Here is a 21,642-nt window from a genome sequence, read left to right as displayed (position 1 = left end):
CAGGATCAGCCGGGATCCGGTTGCGACAGCGGCCGGCCAGTAGTCGGTCGGCCGTAGCAATTCGTCCGGGTGCAGAAACTCCATGCTCATGTGATCTCCCCCTGTCGTGTCTCCCAGTTCAACCGGTGTTCCAGGAACACTGTCAAGGCGAGAGCGCCCGCCACGATCGGCGACGCGAACGATCGGGGTCTTGCCGCGCCGGGCCCAGGTACGGGCCCTGGCTGGTCTCAGCGACAGTCCGGACTCGTCGACGAAACAGATCCACGCACCCAGCCTGCGCGCGACTCTTTTGTCGCGGGCCACTGATGACGCCGCCAATGCTCGATGGCCGGCTCGTCGCGCTCCTGTTCGTCGGCGACTGAGCGAGCCGTCACACCACCGCCGTCAGCGACAATCGGTCAACTCCGCTCGACGCGCTGCTCGCGGCCATGAGCGTGCAGTCGATCGAGGCAGGCGCGGTCTCTGGCGTTATCAGGATCGACTGTCAGGATTCGAGGATCCGGGTAAGCGGCTCGAGCTCGTGAGCCTTGGCCGCCTCGGTCGCCGATTCGTCGAGGACGGTCGCCGCGCATAGGGCCACGTCGTCGAGCCGCCGTTCCAAGCGGTAGTAGCGAAGCAGAGCGTCGTCCAGGTCCAGCGGGCCGTACCCGGCGCGAAACAACGCCTCCCGGCGAACGTTGATCGGATGCTCGCCGAAGTCAGCCCCGAAGACGAACATCAGGTCACGTTCCCTCGGGGCGCGAATCGGCGCATCCCAGTCGACAACACGCAGATCGTCGCCGTCGGCCAGCAGATTGCCCGGATGAATGTCGGCGTGGCACACCACCGTCGGCGCAGGATCCGCCGACGCGTCGCGTGCCAGCCGCTCAACCTCGTCCGCCCAGGCCAACAGCTTCTCCCGATGCCGGCGCCACAGCGGTCCCAGCGCCGGATCGGCGGCCGCCGGGCCGGCCAGCGCCCGAACACGGTGCGGTGCCGTGCTCGCGTACGTCTCCGTCGGGAGCAACCCCGCAACTTCGCCCGGCAGTTCCATCGTGTGCAGCATGCCCAGGAACCGACCGTAGGCCGTCCACTGCGCATCGGTCAGGCCCTGGCTCCACAGGCTCGGTCCGTCGATGAACGGATACAGCGCCAACCGCAGGCCGTGCACTGTGCGGACTCCGCCGATCGGCGCGACGACCTGCGGCAATCCATGATCGAAAAGGTACGACGGCAGGGGTAGGGCCGGCCGGGTGAACTTGCCCGTCCGCACCTTCAGGAAACGGCGGCCGCCGCCCACTATGCGTACCTCGTAGGCCCACGCCGAGCCATCCAGGCCCACCGGCATGAAGACGATCTCCTCGACGGACAAGCCCCAGCCATCGCGCACACCGTCGCCCAGCATTGCGTCAGGGATATCCGGTCTTTCGATCACCGCCGCACCTTTGACACGCGCACCCATCGCCGGTCGACCTATATTCTTCCCCGCAGAAGCGGTGTCGTCGCGAGCGAGCCGTACGCAGCGTGACGGCCGGACCGAGCGCGACCCGCGGCAGATCCGTGCAGCCGACCGACCGTGGACATCATCGTCGTCGGGCACGACACGTATGACGTCGGGCTGGCGGCCGTGGCCTACGCCCGCTTGCGTACGCCGATCACCGCTTCCCAGCCGACGCCCTCCCGTCAGTGCATCGCCATCCTAGATCCACCAGAAGCAGAACCCAGGAGGAAGAAATGCCCGGCAATGTATCGCCAAGAACACCACGCGGCCTCACTGTCTGGGGCCTCGTGGCCGGCGCCATCGGGATCGCGATGCTGTGGGCGTCGGGGGTCGAGTTCCCCTTCTACCCGCCGCCGGGTTTGTTGATCCTGGCGATCGGCGCGGCGTTCGTCGGTCTGGCGAAGTGGGCCTGGGCACCGAGCGTCGGCGCGTTCCTGGGACTGTTCGTGATCGTCGGGTTCGTCCTGTCCAGTGTGGTCAGCGGGGCCGGCACCGGCAACCTCACCGGCGACGCGGGCATCGGCGGGGTGATCGGCACCGCAATTCAGCTGGTCGGTGTACTCGTTGCCCTGGTTGCCGGCTCGGTCGCGGCCAGACAGGAATACCGCGCCACGCGATAACCGCCCAAACAATCATCGAACGAAGGTGAACTCGCCCGGCACAGCGCCTGCCCTTGACGTAACGTGCGGATCCCCGCCATCGCCGCACAGGAGGACGGCGATGTCGAAGCGGACCCGGTGCAGCCGCTCGGGTTCGGCCGCGAGTTCGCCGTCGGCCGGCCGCATCGGCGACGGCCCGGGCTTCCCAGACGTCTCGCTCGAGCTTCGCCGCGCGAGCAACGACCGTAGGCGTCCAGGGGATCTTCCGGACAACAACGCCGCGAGCGCGACAGTCCAGTTCGGCGCCTCAGCCTCGTCGACAAGCGCTTTCCGTACGGTGGAGAGCACGCGATCCCGGCGGCCCGATCCTCCCTCCTGAAGCTCGTGGAGGCCGACGGAGCCGAACTCTTCGCTCGACGGCCGGCGTAGGTCGCCGCGCCGGACGAGCCGGTCGAGCAACAGGACGCTCAAGCTCGGCCCGATCAGGGCGAGCACCGCCTGCACTTCCCTGGGACGGCAGAGGAGGTGGTCCCAGGCGGACAGGAGAACGTCGTCGGCTGGTGGGCGCTCGGCGATCGCGGTTACGGCCAGCTCGATGGTGAGACGTGCGGAACACGTATCGACAGGCCGTGCGGGCTCGGCCGGTCGGGTGCTTCGGTTGGTGGCGGACCCGTCGCGTCAGGCGCTGCGGGTAGCGGCGAAGGCGCCGTCGCTCGCGAAGACGAGTTTGGCGAAGCGTTCGCCGATGCGGCGGTGCGTCGCGGCGTCCGGGTGCAGCCGGTCGGGTAGCGGGAGCTCGGCGAAGTCGGGTTCGCCATACAGGTCGAGCCCATCGAGGTAGTACAGGTGCGGGTCGCTCGCGGCGCGTTGTTCGACGATGCGGGCCAGCTCGTCACGGATCACCCGTAACGTCAATTTGCCGGCGACGTGTTCGGCGGGGTCGCCGGTGGCCACGAACTTGACCTCCCCGGCGGGTAGGGCCTCGGGGTCGAAGGAGGCGGGGCCCGGGGTGTCCTCGTGGATCGGGCAGTAGATGGGGGAGACCACCAGCAGGGGAGTGGTGGGGTGCCCGTCGCGGATGGTGTCGAGGAAGCCGTGCACGGCCGGGGCGAAGGCTCGCAGGCGCATCAGGTCGGCGTTGACCAGGTTGATGCCGATCTTGATGCTGACCAGGTCGGCAGGGGTGTCCCGCAGGGTGCGGGCGGTGAACGGGTCGAGCAGGGCGTTGCCGCCGAGGCCCAGGTTGATCAGCTCCACACCGCCGTGGGCGGCGGCGAGCGCCGGCCAGGTGGTCGAAGGGCTGGCGGCGTTGGAGCCGTGGCTGATCGAACTGCCGTGGTGCAGCCAGACGCGCCGGCCGTCGTCGGTGGCGGAGGCGACGGGGGCGTCTGTGCGCAAGGCGACGAGTTCGGTGATCTCGTCCCAAGGCAGCCAGATCTCAAGGTCTTTGTCGATGTCCGGCAGGCCCGTGAACGAGACGGTGCCCACCGGGCCGGGCTGGTGATCGGTGGTCCCGGTGGCTATGTCGATGGTCAGGGTGTTGCCGCCGGGCACACTTTGCTGGCCGGCCAGGCGGCCGTCGACGAGGAGGTCGTAGACGCCGTCGGGGCGGGCCGGCAGGCCGGCGTAGACGCGCCGGGTGGCTACGGCGTCGAGCTCGACCGCGGTGGCGCGGGTGCGGAACCGGATGCGTACGCCGGAGGGTTGGGCCTCGACCATGTCGAGTTGCGGACCGGGGCCTTGGGCTCGGGCCCAGGCGGGTAGCCGGTGCGGCAGTAGGCCGTGCTCGGTGCGTTCCAGCTCGGCGGCGCCACGGACGAGGTCGGGAGTGATCGGTGTGGTGGTCCAGGGTTTGATGACGTCACCTCACGTTGAGAAGGAGTGAGAGTTACTCCGTGGGCCAGTTGCGCAACAGGGCGTCGAGGCCGTCCATGATGCGTGTCCAGGACTGCTGGGAGTCGGGGCTGCTGTGGTCGAAGCCGCCGGCCAGTTCAAGGCTGATGTAGCCGTGGAAGGTGCTGCCGATCAGCCGGACGGCGTGGGTCTGGTCCGTCTCGCTCAGGTGGTAACCGCGCAGGATCGCGCGGATCATCTGGGAGTGTCTGGGCCCGGCACTGGCGGCTGCGGTCTGCGGGTCGAGCCGCATGCGCGCCGCGGCGTACCGGCCGGGGTGGTCCCGGGCGTAGTCGCGGTAGACGTCGCCCAGGGCGATCAGCGCGTCTTTGCCGGCCCGGCCGGCCAGGGCCGCGGCGCTGAGGTCGGCGAGTTCCTGGTGGGCGAGCAGGGCGATCCGGGTCTTGAGGTCGTGGGAGTTCCGGACGTGCGAGTACAGGCTTGGCACCTTGACGTTGAACTGCCGGGCGAGGGCCGAGACGGTGACCGCGTCGAAGCCGACCTCGTCGGCCAGCTCGGCGCCGGCCCGCACCAGGCGTTCCGGCGTCACACCTTGTCGAGTCACAGTCGATCACCTCCCTTCCCTAAACCCACTATGCATCTGCCTAATATCTTTAGCCAAGTGGCGTCGGCCACTCTGGTGACGTCCGGCGGCGAGCATCGGCTCTCGTCAGTCTTCTTTGAGTGCTGAGCGCACGAGGCAACGGAGGAGGTTGTGACGATGCTGATCAACCGGCGACGAGCCAGGCGAAGCCATCGAGCCGGCCTACTACGCGGCCGGGTTTCCGAAGGTACCGGCCCGGCCGTAGCCAGTCGTCTGGACGCGTGGCCGTATCCCGCGGAAATCTGCTTCATCCACTCCGACCGCCGCGGCCACCTCTCGCATCCCGGCGACATCGCCGAGGGCATGCTGCAGCGCGTTGCAGGGCACCGTCCGGTGCCCAGAGGGTTTCGACGGATCCGTTATCCGGGCGGTCGTGTTCTGGCTGACGAACCGTGAGCCGGTCACCGACCCGGATTTCACGCACTCCAGTATCCACACGTTTACCGAACCCGACCTGATCCTCTCACTCGACGACTGCGTCCAAGCGGAGGGCGAGAACGCCGCAGGCCCCGGTCCGTGTGGACCGGGGCCGGATGGGCCGGGTCCTCGTGGTCAGCGTACCCGGATCTCGGCGATGTCCAACGGGTTGGATCCGCCGTACCACCAGACCCGGAACTCCAGGCTGTTGTTGGCCGACGAGACCGTGAACGGCAGGGTGAAGCGGAGGAACCTGTCGTAGGTGCCGTCGACGGCGAAGCTGCCGGCGGTCAGGACCGTCGGCGGGACGATCGAGGTGCCGGTCCGGGCGTCGTACACCTCGATGTTGGCCACCTGGGTGCCGGCGACCGGGTTGTTCGACCGCATCACGAACTCCGCGTTGTACGAGCCGGTAGCGAAGGTCTGGTTCGGCCCGAACGACATGTGGCCTGGACTGCTGGTGCCGGGTACGGCCTGGAGCAGCCCGGTGTTGGTCCGGGTGTAGTTGCCCGCGGCGGGGGTCTGCAGCGGCGCCTGCCCGGCGCTGTACACCTGCTTGGCGCCCGCGGCCAAAGCCAGCGAGTTGACCGCGATCGTCTCGGTGTTCATCAGCGATTGGGGATTGTGGGTCAGATCCGCATCGGTCGTCCAGCCGAGAAGCGGGCCCGTACCGCCCTTGCGCTGCTGGTTCTTGATGATCAGCGCCCGCAGCGAGACCGAGTGCAGGTTCAGGTCACCCCGCTGGACGGGGGTCAGGCCGGTGTGGTGGATGAGGATCTGATCGATCAGGAGCTTGGCCAGTCCGATGTGGTAGTTCTCGGCCGGGTCGATGTCCTCGTCCCAATGCTCCAGCCTCGGATAGGTGTACATCCGGGTGCTCGAGTTGAAGATGAACCCGGTCTTGGCCCGGAAGGCGTCCCACTTGCCCAGGGCCGTCTGCTGCGATCCGGCGGACAGGTAGTAGAGGCCGTCCATGGCGAGCCGGTCCAGGTGGTTCTTGTCTTTTTCCGGGATCGCCAGCTGATCGTACGGTTTCCAGTTCTGGTCGCCGGACAGGACCTTCCACCGGATGTGGGAGCCGTTGTCGCTCAGTCCGTTGGGCTGCGGCCGGCTGTACGCCTGCGCCATGTGGCGGGCCAGCCAGTTGTCGTCGAACCAGAAGTTCATGTACGGGTCCCCGAACTCTGCCCCGCCCTGGCCCTGGGCGAAGTGCTCGTGGAAGGCGTGCCCACCCGCCGCCGGGTCCACCTTGAGGTCGTAGTCGTAGTCGAACAACAGGTGTTTATTGATATCCAGGGCGGTCTGGCGCGCGCTCTCGAGCTTGACCTCGCCGATCAGCGCGCGCTTGTCGCAAGCGTGCCCCTCATGTTCGAACCTCTCAGGTTCCGGCAGGTAGACCTCCCCGTCGCACTTCTCCGGATCTTCCAGATATTCAACTCCATATCGGTTGGACTTGTACACGAGGCCGTTCAGGTCCTTCCACATGCCCTCGTCGGAGTAGATGTAATCGACCGCAGCTTGACCGTACGGGTAGTTCTTGCCGTACCGGAAAAGCCCACCCTGTTCCGGGTACTCGTAGTCGACGCGCACCACCGGGATCTGCGCCTGGTTGGGCGCCTGCAGCGACCGCACCTGCTTCCAGCTCAGGCTCGGGTTGCTCTCGTTGTACGAGGTCAGGCCCATGTAGACGGTGGGCTTGCCGGCGTTGGCCGCGCGCTGGAAGAGCGGCGCGACACCCGCGTTCACCCAGGCGTCGTTGCAGGAGGAGTTGAAGCCGGCCGTCTGGGTGGAGTAGCCGTCGTTGGTCAGCAGCGCCGGCGCGGTGTCCCACCAGATCGGGTTGGTGTACGGCGCGGTGTCCCAGACCAGCCAGCCGGTCTGCGCGCAGCTTCCCGAGTACCAGTTCCACAGACTGAGCGTGGCGTTGGTGATCCTGGCCCCGGAGAACTGCGCCGCCGGCCACTGCATGAAGGACCGCGCGAGGTAGCTGGTGGCCTTGCCGTACGCGAGGTAGTCGGCGCCGGAGTGGTCGGCCTTGCCGCTGGTGGACAGCTCGTCGCTGCGGACCAGCGTGTCCCCCGCCGGGTCGAGCTCGATCTGCGGGTCGAGCGTCACCGGGTACCTGGTCTTCGGGTCCTGCAGCCAGGCGGTGTCGGCGGCGAGCCGCAGATCGACGTCGCCGGTGCCGCGGGACACGTCGGCGCCCTTGCGCGGCGCCGATGCTCCGATCCGTACGGTCAACGCGGTCTCCCGCACCCGCTCACCGCTGGCACCGACCGAGGAGTCCCAGGCCATCGGCGTGGGCACCCGCCCGACCGTCCGGCCCGCGGCGTCGCGGATCGCGAATGACGCCGGGCTGTCGGCGACGAACCGCAGGTTCTCGCTGCGCAGCGGCACGGTCATGGTCGCCACCCGGGCGGCCGCCGCACGGTCCTTGACCACCAGCGACTGCTCGAAGCCGAGCCGCGTGGCGGTGAGCAGCAGGTCGACGCCGGGCCGCACCTCGCGGTAGGTGGCCGTGTTGGCGGCCAGCACGGGTGCGGGCAGCGGCCCGTCCCACAGCATGCCGACCGAGTCACCGGCCGTCTCCACACGCGCCAGCACCCGCTCGCCGGTGCCGGTGGCGGCGCCCGCGAAACGCAGGCCGCGAGGGTGGCCGACCGGCTCGATCGCGCCGTCGCCGGTCGGTCGCAGGGTCAGGTCGACGTCCTTCCAGGCGCCGCCTTGCCGGAATCGGACCGGCCCGGCGTAGATCTCGGTGCTGAAGCCGCCTCCGGGGCGCGCCCACACCTGGGTGGTCTCGTTGCGCTGCGACAGCACTTCGACGCGACCGCCGCAGGCCCGGGCCGCCAGCGTTGCCGACAGCTCGTCGGCCCGGGACGCCGGGCAGGCGGGCGCGGCCGCGGCCGGCGGCAGCACGACCTGGTCGGTCATAGTAAACAGCAGGACGGCCGCGCCGGCGGCCGCGATCCCTTTCGAGAGATTTCCTGAGTCGGGCCGGGTGAACACGCGCGAACGCCATCTGACGGACATATCTCCCCCATGGATGAATTCAGGCCTGGTGTCTCGGAAGGCCAGCCGCTGGAGTGCCACTGTGCAGAGTCTGGCCGTTGCGCCAGGCGCCGTAGAAGGGCTGCTGGACCCTGTGGGACGGTTCCGGGGCGGATTCGGGGCAAGGGTTGTCAGGCGACGAATAGTGGCCTTGGATCTAGTCAAGGTCAACTTCGTTGATCTTCAAGCCGAGTGTCGGCTAACTGCTAACAGCGGCTCCGCGGTCCGGGTGGATCGGTAGGCTGCTGAGCCGTACCTACACCTGTCGGAGAGGGGTAGCCGCCGCACATGACCGATGAACCCAACGGCGGGGCTCCCCGTGCAGACGCGAAACAGGAACTGGCTGAAGAGCTGCAGCGGCTGCGTGTCCGATCCGGAAAGAGTCTACGAGAGCTGGCTGTCTGCACGCACAGCAGCGACTCGTCCCTCTCCCGTTACCTGACCGGGCAGGTCGTGCCGCCATGGCGCACCGTAGAGACGCTGTGCGGCGCCGCCGGCGAGGATCCCGGGACGGTGAAGGCGCTGTGGAACCAGGCACGCAGCGTCCGGATCCTGGACAAGCTGCAGAGCCAGGGGTCTACTCAGCGATCGGCCGGCGGACCATCGCCGCAGTCCTCGGGGCATCCGGACCGTGCCGTGTCGGTGGCTGTGACACCTTCCGACCAACCCAGCGTGTTGCGGCGGCGATCGATCTGGATAGCAGCAGCGGCATTCGGGGTGATCACGTTGATGGCGGCGACCGGACTCGTGGTGCGCCAGCTGACAATCACGTCGATGGAGGACCGCTTCGCCCGGGAGCGTGCCGCCGCGGCGTTCGTACCTCCTGTGTCCGACTCACCGAAGTGCCAGTTCAGCCACAGCAGATTAGGGAAGGCCCTGTGGATGGAAGCCTTCGTCATCGACCCCGGCGGCACCCTGAAGCGCGGCGAGGTCTGTCAGATCGGCAGGGCGTACGTGACGGTGGAGGAGGACGGCTTGACCGTCCGCATCGTCGGCCACCGGGACGTGGAGTGGAAGTCAGGCTGGTTCAGCCGCAGGGGGGCGAAGACCGATCGGGCGGTGTTCACGACGGACGGCCGGCTGAGCACCTACGACGCCACGGACACCGAGCTGTGGGTGTCGCACCGGCCGACCCGGGCAGCCGAGGGTCAGCTGGCGATCCAGTCCGACGGGAACCTCGTCATCTACTCCAAGGATTGGCTGCACCTGTGGGCGATCCGATAGCCCGGTGAGATCGGCCCGCGCCACGCATACCGTGGCCGCCGGGCGACTCCACGCCGCCCGGAGACGGCCCCCAGATGAGGCCCATCTCGCACGGGCCCCGGATGCCGAAGACGACCTCCACCTTGACCGGACACGCCTCGACGCGCCATGCGACGGGGGTGTCGGCTGGGGCTCAGCCTCCTCCATCACCGCATGCTTCCACTTGTGGGCGCGGCCGAGCCGCCTCAAACCCAGCCACCTCAGCGCTAGAATGGCGGCAAGGCAAAGAAGAATGAACCGCTGGTCATCCGATCCCTGGGTAGATTTAATGTTGATGCCTTCCTGTGGACAGACCTCTCCATAGAGGCCTGAGAACAGGATCAAAACGCAACGAGCGAGCGCCTTGTCGGTTACGGCTAGCGGTCCACAAGCCGGCTACCCAGCAGTGTCAACCGGAGGTCCCCCCGGGGTTCTGAGTTCCCCTGCCCTCCGGGCCCACGCCGAATCCTCGACATGCCAGCTCACCGAATGCCGGCGCCCGCTTCGAGCGGATCAGCACGGCCTATTGTCGGGCAGCGAAGGCACATCCGACCGGTACAGGATGTCCGAGCCAATATGCTGGGCGAGGTCAGTGCCCACCCCGTCAGCTTCGGTGAAGATGTCCGGCAGATAGGGCGTTTCGACGATACCCTATCGTTCGATGCCGGGAATTCCGCTCAACCCCGCATGATTCAATGGTGTCGTGAATCCACATCGTCTTGTCGCAGTCGTACTGTTTCTGATCGCCTTCCTGGCATTGGCCGTCTCCCAGGCCTTCCCGTTCCTTGACGACATGCCCGGCGTGGTGGAGTCGGCCATCGTCCTGGTAGGAGTGGCATGCACCCTGGCCGGCGTCTATCTGTGGTTTCGCAAGGCATCCGACACCGAGGTGTAGGCGACTCAGGGCTTCTGGTGTCGGGGCGGCCTCCGAAATGGGTAGTTGTACTCAGGTCCGTTGTCGGCCTTCGGCCAGAGGATAGGTGTCGCCACAGCACGACACCCTGGTCAAGGAGATAACACCACCATGTTGAAGACTCGCTCGGTCGCCCTTTCGCTGGCTGTCGCCACGTTTGCCGTTCTCGGCGCCGGATGCCAGAACCAAGCCGAGGACGTACCGGCCGCCGCTGGCGCCGGCCGGGCCGCTGCCGGCAACACCGCCGAGGTCTGTGACGCTTTCCGGCACTTCGAGGTGGACCACCTCGACCAGCCGGCTCCGGCCGCGTCAGCGGACGCGGGTGGCAGCCAGGATGTCCGTTCCTTCAACGCCATCGCCGCCGCTGACATGAAGAAGTTGGCTGATCGAGCCACCGACCCGGCCGTCTCCGCGCAACTGAAGGCCATCGCGACCCAGATCTCCGTCCTCGCCGACCAGAAACCGGGCAAGGCCTACGACCAGGTCGAGCTGGCCAATCCGGAAGTCTTCGCCGCGGGCGGGAAGGCTTGGGTGGCCCTGGAAGACCGGTGCGGCAAGGCCATCATCCCGACCCCATGATCGGTCGGTGGTAGCGACGACGACTACGAGCCCTGATCACCGGGCGGCCGCACCAGCAGTCTCTGCCACAGGCGAGAGGGCATGGTTGGGCGAGGGCCCGCCGTGCTCGTCGGGCGGAGCACGACGTTGATCGTCCGGCTGGCGGGTAGAGCGAGAGACGTCGACTCTGGAGCACGGGAGGTCAACGCCGTCATGGTGACCGCCGTGTTGCTGGTGGCCCCAACCCTGGTGTGGCCCATGCTCGCGGCAATCCCGGCCAGCCTCGCCCGCATCGGCCTCACTCTGCGAGTCCTGCCCACGCCACTCACTGCGGCAACGGTGGCAGCGGGAAAGCCTCCACGGCGTGACGCCGATGCTGCCGTGCATCTACGCCATGGGCGCCGTGCGCAAAGCCCGTTTGTCACGTCGCAGTTCGTTGCGTCTACGCCATCCGTACCGGGTCACGCCTTGCGGCTTGAACACCGAGAGAGTCACGGCGATGAGCAACAGCACCAGGCCGCCGGCCGAGTGGGGCAGTGTGCCGGGCAATCCGCGGGGGTCGGCGCTGGTCGCCGCGGTCGTTGCCAGGTGGGTCACGGTCTGCGTCTCGAGCAGCAAGACGGCGGCGGCGAAGGCGGTCAGCAGCAGTTTCGCCAGCACCCAGTAGTGCCGTAGGAGACCCCACGGCGTGCCCAGCGCGTTGACGATCCCGATGAGCACTGACGCGAGGGCCAGCGGGACGATCACGGACGTGACGATGACCTCCATTGTGGCGTACGCGCCCCGCACCGTCTGGATGTCTTGGCTGGTTACGGCGGTGATGTCGACCGCAAGGTAGGCCAAGATCGCGCCGAGCCAGCCGACCGAGGTGGTGACGTGCGCGGTGAGCACGACTTTGCGTAGGCGGGGCGGCATGGTCATCGGTAGCTGCTCGCCCTGGCCGGCCGGCTGTGCCGGTCGCCGCCCGGGGAGACCGGCAGGTCGACGCTACTGAGCGCCGCCGGCCGGCCGGCACCGCTGTGCCGACCGGGGCCGTGGCTTCCCCCAAGGCCGGTGAGTTTCGCGATGACCACCAGCAGGACGAAGGCACCGACGACGATCGCGGATACCTTCACCCACCGTGGCGTCTTGGGCTGCCCGCCGGAAGGCGACCCATGGCCGGGTTTCGCGTCAGATCCGTCACTTGCGGCCGGGGAGCGGGGCGGGTCCACCATGACAATCCTCCGTCATCGATCATCGTTTGCGAGACACTATGTATATATCAAAGCACACTGTCGCGGTATCGACGTGGTGTTATAGTTTGCGGGTGCCGAAGCTGTGGGACACGACGATCGAGGCGCACCGTCGCACGGTGCGCGAGGCGATCCTGGAAACCACGTGGGCCTTGGTGAGAGAGCACGGGTTGATGTCGGTCACGATGAGTCAGATCGCCAAGCAGGCCGGCGTCGGTCGCGCCACGCTGTACAAGTACTTCCCGGACGTCGAGGCGATCCTGGCCGCCCATCACGAACGTCACGTTGCCGGTCACCTGACCGAACTCGCCGAGCTGCGGGCCAAGCCGAGCAAGCCGTACGACAAGCTCCAAGCAGTACTGGGCCGGTACGCGCTCATCTGTTATTACCGCAAGCGACACGGAACCGAGGAACTCGCGGCCCTCCTCCACCGCGGGGAGCGGGTCTCCGGTGCGGAACAGCAGCTCATCGACCTGTTTCAAGACCTGCTGGCCGAGGTCGCCGCCGCAGGGGAGTTGCGCGATGATGTCGCGCCTGACGAGCTTGCGACCTACTGCCTCCACGCGCTCGGCGCAGCCGGCAGTCTGCCGTCCGAAGCGGCAGTGAACCGACTTGTCGCGGTAGCCCTGACCGGGCTGCGACCTACGCGCAGGGGCAGCGTGAAGCCCGACGCGACCTGATCTCCCAAACCGCGGGGTTGCCGAGATGAAAGGACATCGCTACCGACGCGGTTCCCGCGCCATGACGAAGAGCACCCTTGGACCGATGGTGCGCGACGGAAAGGACACGCCGGGCGATTCATGTGGTGTTTCTGCCGGCGTGCACCTCAGCGGCGGGTTGGGCATAACGGTCTGGGTCGGCGACTGTGTTGACGGCAGCAGACATGCGCCGTCCGGTCCTGCCGGCCTGGGGTGCTCTTTCACAGCTTGCAAGTCGTGAAGGGCGGCTCGAGGAAGTGCCGTGCGGGGATCGAAGGACATGACGTCGGCGCCACCCCAGGCCCGCGCCGACCACATCGAAGTGGTCCGTCGGCCGGGCCCGCGCTTCGCTGGCGCTGCCATTCGCATGAGGCGACAACGCTTCCCCTGCCGCACGTTGCTCATTTGGGGAATGCCAGTGGAGCACGACCGAAAGGGCGCGCTCCACTTCATGAGTCGGCAGTTATCGTCAGGCGGAGACGAGGCGCCGTACGACGTAGCTGTTGCTGTAGACCTTCTGCTTCTGGACGGTCTTGCCGGCGCGGGGGGAGGCCCACATGTAGCCGCCGCCGGCGTAGATGCCGACGTGGGTGCCGTAGGAGCCGGAGCGGAAGACCAGCAGGTCGCCGGCCTTCTTGTTGCCCTTGCTGACGGCCTTGCCGTACTTCTGCTGCGAGTTGGCCTTGTGCGGCAGCTTCTTGCCGACGGCCTTCTTGTAGACGTACATGGTGTAGCCGGAGCAGTCGAACTGCCTGGGGCCGGCGGCGCCGAAGACGTAACGGGCACCCCTGTGCTTCGCGGCCTCGGCAATCACCTTGGCCGCGTTGTTCTTCACAGTGATCTTCGTCTGGCTGCTGCGCACCGAGGCGAAGCCCTTGGTGCCGGCGAAGACGGTCCGGTAGTACAGCGAGCCGCCGGGCTTGGTCAGGAAGGACGCCACGCCCTTGGAGTTGGTCGACTTGGTCACCCAGGTCTTCCACGCCTTGCCGCCACGGATCTGCAGCTTGACCTTGCCGGTGACGGCCTTGCCGGTCTTCGGGTTGATCAGCTTGGTGGTCACCCGAACCGTCTTGCCCGCCGCGATCGACTTCCTGTTGTAGGAATTCGTGATGCGGGGCTTGACGGTCGCCGCTGCCGCTGCCGCTGCCGTGACGGGGACCGGCGCGGCGGATGCCGGCGCGGTGGCGACCAGCTGGCCGGCGCAGAGGCAGAGACCCAGGGACAGAGCGATGGAACCGGTGCCGGTCTTGCGGGGGCGCCGGTGCGAGGTGCGTTCGTGCACGGTAGAGATATCCCTCCGGCACGCCTGCGAGGTTAGCTGTCGGGTTCGGGCGGGAAGGTTGCCCGGCCACCGCAATGGTGGCTTCACCCCGAGGTCCTCATCGGTTCGCCGCGAGCGGCGTTCCGTGGGACCGAATCTGGGTCCCCCGTCCCTGCCCCCGTATGCCTGTGTCGTTGTTCGCGATCACGATCGCGCCGCTCGGACCGGGGCAGGGCTCGGCGTGGTCCGTGGCGGTGCGAGCGGCGAGCGGTTGCTTACCGGCTCACCCTTGCTACCCGATTTCCGGCCGGACCGCTGGGGTGGTTTCGACTACCGAACGTGTTTGGCACATGGAACACTGTCCGGTTTGTAACCGCGCTGTGACAAATGCCGGTACTTACCGTGTTGAAGTGATCACCATTCGTCGAGGGTTACGGGTGAAACACAACACACAAAAAGCCGCATCGAGGTCGATCATGGCCTGAGTCAAGGTCGGGAGAATGTGGCCGTAAACGCCCCCAGCGGCGGAAACTCGGCGCCGGGCGGTGGGGTGGAGATCATCCGTTCGGTGGAGGGCGCGGCCGGGCGGTGGGTGAACCGTTACGTCCACAGGGCCAAACCGATGCCGCGCAGCGACAGCCCCGGGGGTGCAGCTCGCACGGAGCACGTGAATGTGGACCCTTGAGCGGGCTGAACGACGGTGGATCAGCCCGCTCAAGGGTCACTGCCTCAGTGCTGTGCGGTCAGCGGGTCGCCGCCACAGCAGGCCGCCCGGTGGCCTGTGGCGGGTGCTCGCGGGGGCCCAAGTGCCCCTGCCGGCCCAGGACCGCGATCCCGGTCGCGCGGATCAGGCCGGTCGCGACCAGTGCGACCCAGGGCAGCCAAAGCCAATGGTACGAAGGCGGCTGCCATCACGAGCAGGCCTCTGGTGATGGCCTGGGCGGGTGTCCACCGTGCTGTCACCCAGCCGGTGAGGCGCACCTGACCCAGCACGGTCAGCAACCCGGAGACGGCGAACAGGATCGCCACGCCGGTCTCGCCGCCGGTGACCCGCCGCACCTCGATGGGCAGCCCGAGATAGACCTGGAAGTTCAGCACGTAGGAGCCGATCATCGCCACCGAGAACAGCAGGAACGAGCGGTGGCGAGCACCTGGCGCCAGGCTTTCCGGATGAACAGAGCATCCGTAGCAAGTGTTTCAATTGCATCTATGCTCGGTGCCGCGTCGGGACCTGCCGCCTGGCTTGATCGGCGTCGCTGCCGCTCGCGCTCACCGGGTGCGCGAGCGCGGAACCGCCGCCGGCACCGCATGAGCCACCCGGCACTCTGCCGCCCAGCGCTGCCGATCCCCTCGTACTGACGACCACGGCGAGCGTCCCCTCGGTGGCGGAATCGTCGTCGATGGGGTGCTCGTCACTCAGCCCAGGCCGGGCAAGTTCCGCGCGTTCGACGCCACGTGCCCCCACCGCGGAGTGCGGGTCAGCCCGCCCAGCGACGGTGTCATCACCTGCATGGCCCACAACTCCCGGTTCCAGGAGAGCGACGGCGCCCGCATCAGCGGACCGGCGACCGGCCGGCTCGCCAGAATCTCGGTCTCTGTGCAGGGCGAGAGCATCGTCATCCCCTGACCGAGAGACCGACGAGCGATCAGGTACCGAGTCCGCGTCCAAGGTGGGCACCGTGGATCCCAGGCGCGGCAGGCTCCATGTCTCGACGCGGGCGGTCCATGCCGGCGCGAATGTCCGACGCTGGGTGGGGAGAGGGCGGGACGCACAGGGTAGTTTCTCCACGTCCACCACCACAGAATCGGATGTAGACACATTGGCTCTGAAGCGGCGACCCGTGGTGAGGACCGACCCGCCCCCGGCGCCCGCGGATCCGCCTCGTCCCTCATCCACGTCAGGACGCACACGATTCGTCCTGCTCGTCGGTCTCCTCACCGCGCTGACGGCGGCCGCGGTCACCGGCGGGTTGCCCGATCTGGCGAGCATGGCCACGACGCTGCAGCACGCTGGTCCGGTCGGTGCCATCGCGGCCACGGCGCTGCTGGTGTCGGCGATGGTGCCTCGTAGTGTCGTCGCCGCCGCGGCAGGCCTGCTGTACGGCGCGGCTGCCGGCAGTGCCTACGTCATCGTCGGGGCCTTGCTGGGCGCTGTGGTCTCGTTCGAGATCGGTCACCGGCTCGGGCGTGACTTTCTGCGGGGGCGTCCGTGGCTGGCCACGGTGGACCGTGTCCTGCAGCGCCGCGGTGTGATCGCGGTGTTGATCGTTCGCCTGATTCCCGTGGCACCGTTCGGCCTGGCCAGTTACGCCTTCGGGACGACTGCGGTGCGACGGTTGCCGTTCCTGACCGCTACGGCTCTGGGTATCGGGCCGAGCACGGTGATCTTCGCGAACCTGGGTGCGAACGCCATGCGCCCTACCTCGCCCGCCTTCATCGTCTCCACGCTCGCCGCGATCACGTTCGCCGTCGTGGGGCTGGTCGGAGCTCGTGTGGTGATCCGCCGTGGATTCCGTGACGAACCCGCGGAGTGAGACAGCAACCATCGCTGTACTACACCGGCCTCCCGTTTCGCCTCAGGACTTCGGGCCGCACACGTAACGTGGTTCCGCGCCGTACCTCCAGGTGAACTTCTCCCGCTTGACGACCTTGCCGCCGGTGTGGAAGAGGCGGAACGCGTCCTGGGTGAAGCCGTCGATGCCGTTGGTGGCGATGCACTTCGGGCCGGCTTCGAGGGTGATCGACCGCGGGCTGGTGATGGCGCGGCGTGGCCCCCACTCGGTGGTGACCTTGTCGTAGACCTTGGTGCTCCACACCGAGACGGTGACCGTGCTGCTGGTGTGCGAGGTGTCGAGCAGTACCCCGTACTTGGTGTTGTTCCTGAACTTGAGATCGAGATTCGGGTAGAAGATCGTGGACTCGATGACCGGGGGGTAGCGGCTGAAGTAGTAGGAGTGTGGTTTGTGCTCGACGTCCTGCAGGCCGGCGTAGTAGGCGGCGTTGAACAGCGTCGTGGTGAACTGTGACGCCCCGCCGCCGACGCCCGGCGTGAGTTTGCCGTCGAGGATGACCGGTGCGTCCTTGTATCCCTGGGCGTAGCTGCGCTCGCCGGTGTGGCCGTTGAGGGAGAACGTCTTGCCGGGCAGGACCAGGGCGCCGTCGACCTCTTTGGCGATCTGCACGATGTTCTGGCTGCGCGGTGAGCGCAGGCCGCCGGGGAATGTGGTGGTGAACGTCGACACCCGTGCGGTGACGCCGAGCTTGGCCAGCTGTGCGGCGGTGACTTTCGCAGTGGCCGGGCGCAGGGTCGCCGCGATGGTGCGTCGGTCGCTGCGGGGCAGCACGGCCAGCAGTTGCGGGCCGAGGACGGCCAGGTCCAGAGTGTCTCCGGCGACGTCGGCGACGATGCGTGGCCGCCCGGCGGCGAAGGTGAACCGGGCGTTCACCGGTGCCTTCTCCACGGTGCGGAGCTGGGCGGTGAGGGCGGCGCGCAGCTTCTTGTCGTCGATCCGTGGGGTGATCATGCCCGTGCGGTCGGCGGTCAGGATCAGGCTTTTCGCGATGGCGGCCGGGGTGATGGTGAGCGTGCCGCGTTCGGTCGTGACGGTGACCGGTGCGGCGACGGCCGGCCGCGCCAGGGTGGCCAGGAGCCGGTCGACGTCCGCGGCCGTCGTGGCCGGCCGTATCTCGACGAGGGGGATGGCCACGGTGAGGCCGGTGAGCCAGCCATCCCGCACCGCGTGTGCGGATTGTTCGGCGTCCAGGCCGCGCCCGACCTTGGGGTGGACCGCTTTCGGGGTGGTGCCGGTGAAGGTGATGGCGGGCATGCGCGGCTGCCGGCCCGCGCCGGCAAGGGTACGGCGCAGCGCGGCGTCGAGACGCTGGGCGTCCACGCGGCTGACCACCGCGACGTCGCGGTGGCCGAACAGCGCGGGCCGGCCGCGGGTCGCGGCGTCGACAGTGGCGGCGACGTCGGCTTGCAAGCCGACGTCCTGCGGGCGGATGGTGCCGGTGCCTCCGTCGGCCTGGACCGGCACCGGGGTGCTCGACCGGGCCGCGAGGTGTTCCTGTAGCGCCTGTGTCGCCTGGGCGCGGCTGTTGCCGCCGAGGTCGAGTCCGAGGACGGTGACGCCGCGTGGGACGTCCCCGCGCAGCGTGTACGCGCCGGCGCCGGCCGTGGCGGCGACAACCAGCGCCAGCCCGACACCACCGGCGATCCACCGCCGGTGTCTCCGCCGCTGGGGTGTGCCCGGTGGTGCGGCGGGACTTTGCGGGGATCGTCGTTGGGCCGGCAGTTTGACCGTCGGCGCGGTGTCCTCGACGACCTTCTGGTCTTCGGCTGACGTCATCGGTGCCTCGCTTTTGGCAGTGTCGGGCCGGGCATGCCCGGGCCGACGAGGGGGCTATTCATTTCGCCAGCCTGGGTGCCGCTCGACGAACGCGGCCCACGGGTCCTCCGCCTGCGGTCGCGTCGCCGGCTGAGCGGATTCGATGACTGGTCGGGGGTCATGGTCGTGCTGTTCGTCCACTGGGCGGTGGTGGTGGACGGCCGACACGGCGGCGAGTGCGGTGGCGATCGGTACGGCGGTGATCAGGACGATGGTGCCCATGACGATGCCCGCCGGCAGCAGCCCGCGCATGTTGACCTCGCCCGGGGTGATGGTGAGGTGGTTCGCCGTCTCGTCGGCGATGCCGGACAGGTGGACCGAGGCGGTGACGAAGCCGGACAGTGCTGCGGTGATGATGAGGCTGACAAGCAGGGCGGCCAGGCCGCGCCAGCGGCCGAACGCGACGACGGCCAGGGCGAATGCGGCGCCGAGTAGCCACAGTTGCGTGGACCTTTGGCAGTCCACGATCGAGTAGTCCTGCCCGCCGCTGGTCAGCGTCACGGTGCCGCAGACGGCGGCCGGGTCGGGTGTGTCGGGTGGCCACAGCAGCAGCATGCCGGCGGCAGTGAGCAGTGCGGCGGGAATCAGCAGCAGTGTCGGTCGGCGCGCCCACGCCGGGGCCGGGTGCGGGGCGATGGGTGGGTGGTGCTGGGGAGGTGGGGGGCTCATCGGTCCTTCATGAGGTCAGGCCGGCTCGAGGCGGGCGGTGTAGCCGAGCGTGCCGATGACGGCGATGAGAACGTGGTGGTCGATGACCGTGGGGTCGGCGTCCACGACCGTGCGGCCGGCACGGACCGAGGTGTGGGATCGGTGGACCCCGGCGGTTTCCTCGATCGCCTCGTCGATCAGCAGGCCGCAGCTGCCGCAGTGCATGCCGGTCACCGTGAGGGTGTAGGTGGTGGTGCTCATCGCAGGTGGCTTCCTTGGCGCTGGGCGGCGGGCTGGTCGGGTCGCAGCAGGGCGAGGATGTCGTCGGCGAACCTGGGCATGGCGGTGAGGTGGGCGAATCGGCCCGGCAGGTTGTAGACGTGGTGGCGCCACCGGGCGTCGGCGACGAGGGATCGTGGCGGCTGCTGGCTGTGGATCGCCACTTGGGCCGGTTGGCCCGCGGCGGCGGGGTGGCCGGCCGGATCGGCGATGCGCATGACGCGGGCGTAGGCGGTGAGCAGCCGCGGGTCGGTGGCCGGCGTGGCCAGGTCCCGGTAGTGGGCGGGAACGGCGTCGAGATCGAACCCGTTGACGTACTGGTCGAGCTCCGGCACCGAGTCGTGTGGGTCGATGATGACGACGGCGTGGACCGGGCAGCGTACGGCGAAGTGCACGGCCAAAGGTGCCGCCGAGGCGTGCCCGACCACGATCGGGGCCTGCCGCACGCCGAGGGTGTGCAGCAGCAGGGCCAGCTCGCCGACCAGGTCGTCGGGGTCGTACCGGTCCCGGGCCGAGGAGCCGCCGTGCCCGGGCAGGTCCACGGCGATGACGGTGGCGTGCGGGCGCAGCTCGGCGGCGGTAGGCCACCACATGGCCCGGTCGAACATCACCGCGGGGATCAGCACGATCGGGCGGCCGTGGTTGCCCCAGGTGTCGTAACTCCACACGCCGGCGGGACTGCGCCAGGTGTGGGTGGTGCGTTGCGGAGGCAGCGGCTGGTCGGCTCCGGTGGGGTTCATGCGGTTTCTCCCGCCGCGACGATGGTGAGGTGGCCGGTGTACATGCCCATGCCGCAGGAGTAGTCGAGCCGGCCCGGTTTGAGAACGCCGAGGTCGATGACGGTGTCTCCGTCGGCCGGCAGGATGCGCTGGATGTCGCGGTCGGCGATGACGAACGCGCGTACGCAGCCGTCGGCATCGCGGGAGCGGACGATCAGGGTGGTGGGTGTGCCGGCGGTGACGCGGATGTTGCCGGGCCGGTAGGCGCCGGTGACCGCGGTGACGATGACCTGCTGGGTGCCGTCTGCGGTGGTGGACAGCGGCGGCGCGTCGTCGGGGGCGGCGCGGCTGGTCACCGGCGGGTCGCCGAGTCCGAGGGTTTCGGCGACCCGGGAGGCGGCCAGGGGTGAGCCGGACAGTTCGAGGCCGCCGTTGAGGGTGTACACGCCCATGGCGAGCACCACGACGCCGGTGGCGATGCTAAGTCGTCCGCGCCAGGCGCCAGCGGCCTTGCGGGCCAGGTAGCCGAGCGCGGTGAACAGCGGGGCGGTGCCGGCCACGAACACCGCCATGATGGCGGCGCCGGCGGCCGCGGAACCGGAGGCGAGGGCGAGCGCTTCCACTGACAGGGTCACCCCGCACGGGATGAGGACGCTGGCGAAACCGAGCAATGCGGGCGCGGCGGCGCTGGTCGACCGGGCACGGCCGCGCACCAGCCGGGACCAGGAGGCGGGTGGTTCCACCATGACGCGGCTGAAGCCGGGCACGCCGAGCTGGGCGAGCCCGAAGACGACCACGAGCACACCGGCGGCGATCTGCGTCATGGTCCGGACGGTGACCGACAGCTGCACCGTCGCGCCCAACGCACCGAGCAGGGCGCCGAGCAGGGTGTGCGAGAGCAGTTTGCCGGTGAGGAACCCGGCCGCGGGGGCGAGGTCGTCGGCGAGCCGGGCGGCCAGCCCCGGCCGACCGGAGGTGGCAGTGGTGTGTTGGCGTTGCCGCATGACGAGGCCGGCGAGGAGTCCGCCTTGCACGGCGGCGCAGGACACGCCGCCGGCGAACAGGCCGGTGAGCAGGATGGCGTACAGATTCATGACGATGGGTCGACTTTCGACGCGGGGAAAGACGTACGTGGGCACTCGCCGCGTGAAGGCGGCGAAACGGCGCGGAAAGCGCGGTCTACCGGATGCGGACGCGCAGCGATCAGGCTGCGGCGACCGGCCGGGGTGTCCTACGTGCGGCTGACGCCGAGGCGAGTCAGGACGACGCTGGGCGCGAAGCATCGTGGCGTGGAGGGACGCGACGATGACGCTACGGGTGCGGTGCGTTCAACGGCCGGGAGCACGGAGGTGGCCGTCATCGTGGTGCGGGTGACGATGGTCGGCGCGCTGGAGCACTCGTCCGCGGTCGTGCTCGACATTCCTGAGGCGTGCGGGTCATGGTGCTGCGCGGACATCGCCGTGGTGGTGGCCGACGCGACCGAGAGCGCGGCGACCTTCGTCGTTTGTGGGGCGGACGTGTCGCCGATGCAGTGCCCGCCCTGCCAAATGCCGAGCCCGGTCAGGGTGAGCAGGACCAGCAGCGCGCGCAGCAGCCACGGCGCTGCTGTGCACGGCTGGGGTCGGCTCACCGGACAAGGCTACGACATCGCGGGTGGGCC

23 protein-coding genes, 1 pseudogene and 1 riboswitch are annotated in these 21,642 nt (G+C 68.6%); of the genes and pseudogenes, 8 read left to right on the top strand and 16 right to left on the bottom strand.

All coding sequences use genetic code 11. The features are described 5' to 3' along the window. Positions 1-174 precede the first annotated feature (174 nt). Both DMB66_RS63945 and DMB66_RS23050 read right to left on the bottom strand, forming a co-directional pair. Positions 175-344 (bottom strand): annotated as a pseudogene (locus tag DMB66_RS63945) (IS630 family transposase); the annotation flags it as partial. 140 nt (positions 345-484) lie between these two features. Further along, positions 485-1,414 (bottom strand): phosphotransferase enzyme family protein, encoded by a 930-nt coding sequence (locus tag DMB66_RS23050; protein WP_125806199.1) that lies wholly within the window; start codon positions 1,412-1,414, stop codon positions 485-487. Between the two features lie 353 nt (positions 1,415-1,767). On the opposite strand from DMB66_RS23050, the gene DMB66_RS23045 reads away from it, so the two are divergent. Further along, complete coding sequence (locus tag DMB66_RS23045; RefSeq protein WP_125806198.1) at positions 1,768-2,100, top strand: hypothetical protein; 333 nt, start codon at positions 1,768-1,770, stop codon at positions 2,098-2,100. 12 nt (positions 2,101-2,112) lie between these two features. On the opposite strand, the gene DMB66_RS23040 is transcribed toward DMB66_RS23045, so the two are convergent. The 3 genes from DMB66_RS23040 to DMB66_RS23030 form a co-directional block, all read right to left on the bottom strand. Next, a complete protein-coding gene (locus DMB66_RS23040; RefSeq protein ID WP_255440891.1) occupies positions 2,113-2,655 on the bottom strand; it encodes a GPP34 family phosphoprotein in 543 nt (180 codons plus the stop codon). Between the two features lie 102 nt (positions 2,656-2,757). After that, positions 2,758-3,798 carry a GDSL-type esterase/lipase family protein gene (locus tag DMB66_RS23035; RefSeq protein ID WP_233624782.1) on the bottom strand — a complete coding sequence of 347 codons (1,041 nt, stop codon included), beginning with the start codon at positions 3,796-3,798 and terminating at the stop codon, positions 2,758-2,760. A 169-nt stretch (positions 3,799-3,967) separates the two neighbouring features. Beyond that, positions 3,968-4,537, bottom strand: coding sequence for a TetR/AcrR family transcriptional regulator (locus tag DMB66_RS23030; RefSeq protein ID WP_125806195.1), 570 nt, complete (start codon positions 4,535-4,537; stop codon positions 3,968-3,970). Between the two features lie 150 nt (positions 4,538-4,687). On the opposite strand from DMB66_RS23030, the gene DMB66_RS23025 reads away from it, so the two are divergent. Next, complete coding sequence (locus tag DMB66_RS23025) at positions 4,688-4,972, top strand: hypothetical protein (protein ID WP_125806194.1); 285 nt, start codon at positions 4,688-4,690, stop codon at positions 4,970-4,972. Between the two features lie 156 nt (positions 4,973-5,128). On the opposite strand, the gene DMB66_RS23020 is transcribed toward DMB66_RS23025, so the two are convergent. Continuing rightward, positions 5,129-7,927, bottom strand: a complete 2,799-nt coding sequence (locus DMB66_RS23020) for a DNRLRE domain-containing protein (protein ID WP_158647327.1) — start codon at positions 7,925-7,927, stop codon at positions 5,129-5,131. A gap of 405 nt (positions 7,928-8,332) precedes the next feature. Between DMB66_RS23020 and DMB66_RS23015 the strand changes: the two genes are divergently transcribed. From DMB66_RS23015 to DMB66_RS23005, 3 genes are all read left to right on the top strand, one after another. Beyond that, a complete protein-coding gene (locus DMB66_RS23015; protein ID WP_125806192.1) occupies positions 8,333-9,268 on the top strand; it encodes a helix-turn-helix domain-containing protein in 936 nt (311 codons plus the stop codon). Between the two features lie 721 nt (positions 9,269-9,989). Beyond that, positions 9,990-10,181: a hypothetical protein gene (locus tag DMB66_RS23010; RefSeq protein WP_125806191.1), complete on the top strand. Its 192-nt coding sequence runs from the start codon at positions 9,990-9,992 to the stop codon at positions 10,179-10,181. Positions 10,182-10,241: 60 nt separating this feature from the next. Next, the gene (locus tag DMB66_RS23005; protein ID WP_125806190.1) at positions 10,242-10,778 is read left to right on the top strand and encodes a hypothetical protein; all 537 of its coding nucleotides are present in this window, start codon (positions 10,242-10,244) and stop codon (positions 10,776-10,778) included. A 366-nt stretch (positions 10,779-11,144) separates the two neighbouring features. Here the strand turns inward: DMB66_RS23005 and DMB66_RS23000 are convergent, their stop codons facing one another. Both DMB66_RS23000 and DMB66_RS22995 read right to left on the bottom strand, forming a co-directional pair. Continuing rightward, the gene (locus tag DMB66_RS23000; RefSeq protein ID WP_125806189.1) at positions 11,145-11,678 is read right to left on the bottom strand and encodes a DUF2269 domain-containing protein; all 534 of its coding nucleotides are present in this window, start codon (positions 11,676-11,678) and stop codon (positions 11,145-11,147) included. Continuing rightward, positions 11,675-11,872 carry a hypothetical protein gene (locus tag DMB66_RS22995; protein WP_125806188.1) on the bottom strand — a complete coding sequence of 66 codons (198 nt, stop codon included), beginning with the start codon at positions 11,870-11,872 and terminating at the stop codon, positions 11,675-11,677. Before DMB66_RS22995 ends, DMB66_RS23000 begins: the two co-directional genes overlap by 4 nt. Before the next feature lie 191 nt (positions 11,873-12,063). Here DMB66_RS22995 and DMB66_RS22990 point away from each other — a divergent pair, with 191 nt between their 5' ends. Next, on the top strand, positions 12,064-12,669 hold the full coding sequence (locus DMB66_RS22990) for a TetR/AcrR family transcriptional regulator (protein WP_125806187.1): 606 nt from the start codon (positions 12,064-12,066) through the stop codon (positions 12,667-12,669). A 487-nt stretch (positions 12,670-13,156) separates the two neighbouring features. Here DMB66_RS22990 and DMB66_RS22985 read toward each other — a convergent pair whose 3' ends face one another. Further along, the gene (locus tag DMB66_RS22985) at positions 13,157-13,969 is read right to left on the bottom strand and encodes a C40 family peptidase (RefSeq protein WP_125806186.1); all 813 of its coding nucleotides are present in this window, start codon (positions 13,967-13,969) and stop codon (positions 13,157-13,159) included. Between the two features lie 6 nt (positions 13,970-13,975). Continuing rightward, positions 13,976-14,099, bottom strand: a riboswitch (cyclic di-AMP (ydaO/yuaA leader). A 578-nt stretch (positions 14,100-14,677) separates the two neighbouring features. Beyond that, a complete protein-coding gene (locus tag DMB66_RS62665; RefSeq protein WP_199752579.1) occupies positions 14,678-15,061 on the bottom strand; it encodes a hypothetical protein in 384 nt (127 codons plus the stop codon). Between the two features lie 292 nt (positions 15,062-15,353). Here DMB66_RS62665 and DMB66_RS22975 point away from each other — a divergent pair, with 292 nt between their 5' ends. Both DMB66_RS22975 and DMB66_RS22970 read left to right on the top strand, forming a co-directional pair. Then, a complete protein-coding gene (locus tag DMB66_RS22975) occupies positions 15,354-15,575 on the top strand; it encodes a Rieske (2Fe-2S) protein (protein WP_158647326.1) in 222 nt (73 codons plus the stop codon). A gap of 361 nt (positions 15,576-15,936) precedes the next feature. Next, positions 15,937-16,482: a TVP38/TMEM64 family protein gene (locus DMB66_RS22970; RefSeq protein WP_125806184.1), complete on the top strand. Its 546-nt coding sequence runs from the start codon at positions 15,937-15,939 to the stop codon at positions 16,480-16,482. Between the two features lie 42 nt (positions 16,483-16,524). On the opposite strand, the gene DMB66_RS22965 is transcribed toward DMB66_RS22970, so the two are convergent. The 6 genes from DMB66_RS22965 to DMB66_RS22940 form a co-directional block, all read right to left on the bottom strand. Next, positions 16,525-18,297, bottom strand: a complete 1,773-nt coding sequence (locus DMB66_RS22965) for a VanW family protein (RefSeq protein WP_125806183.1) — start codon at positions 18,295-18,297, stop codon at positions 16,525-16,527. A 54-nt stretch (positions 18,298-18,351) separates the two neighbouring features. Further along, entirely contained in the window at positions 18,352-19,005 is a 654-nt protein-coding gene (locus tag DMB66_RS22960; protein WP_125806182.1) for a hypothetical protein, read from the bottom strand. Positions 19,006-19,020: 15 nt separating this feature from the next. After that, the gene (locus tag DMB66_RS22955) at positions 19,021-19,245 is read right to left on the bottom strand and encodes a heavy-metal-associated domain-containing protein (RefSeq protein WP_125806181.1); all 225 of its coding nucleotides are present in this window, start codon (positions 19,243-19,245) and stop codon (positions 19,021-19,023) included. Then, a complete protein-coding gene (locus DMB66_RS22950) occupies positions 19,242-20,003 on the bottom strand; it encodes an alpha/beta fold hydrolase (RefSeq protein WP_125806180.1) in 762 nt (253 codons plus the stop codon). Before DMB66_RS22950 ends, DMB66_RS22955 begins: the two co-directional genes overlap by 4 nt. Then, complete coding sequence (locus DMB66_RS22945; RefSeq protein ID WP_125806179.1) at positions 20,000-21,076, bottom strand: sulfite exporter TauE/SafE family protein; 1,077 nt, start codon at positions 21,074-21,076, stop codon at positions 20,000-20,002. The genes DMB66_RS22950 and DMB66_RS22945 overlap by 4 nt, the downstream gene beginning before the upstream one ends. A gap of 137 nt (positions 21,077-21,213) precedes the next feature. Continuing rightward, entirely contained in the window at positions 21,214-21,612 is a 399-nt protein-coding gene (locus DMB66_RS22940) for a hypothetical protein (RefSeq protein WP_125806178.1), read from the bottom strand. Positions 21,613-21,642 lie beyond the last annotated feature (30 nt).

This window comes from Actinoplanes sp. ATCC 53533 (assembly GCF_003947245.1).
Note: the sequence above shows the minus strand (reverse complement) of the source record. Positions and strands in the feature narration are given on the sequence as shown.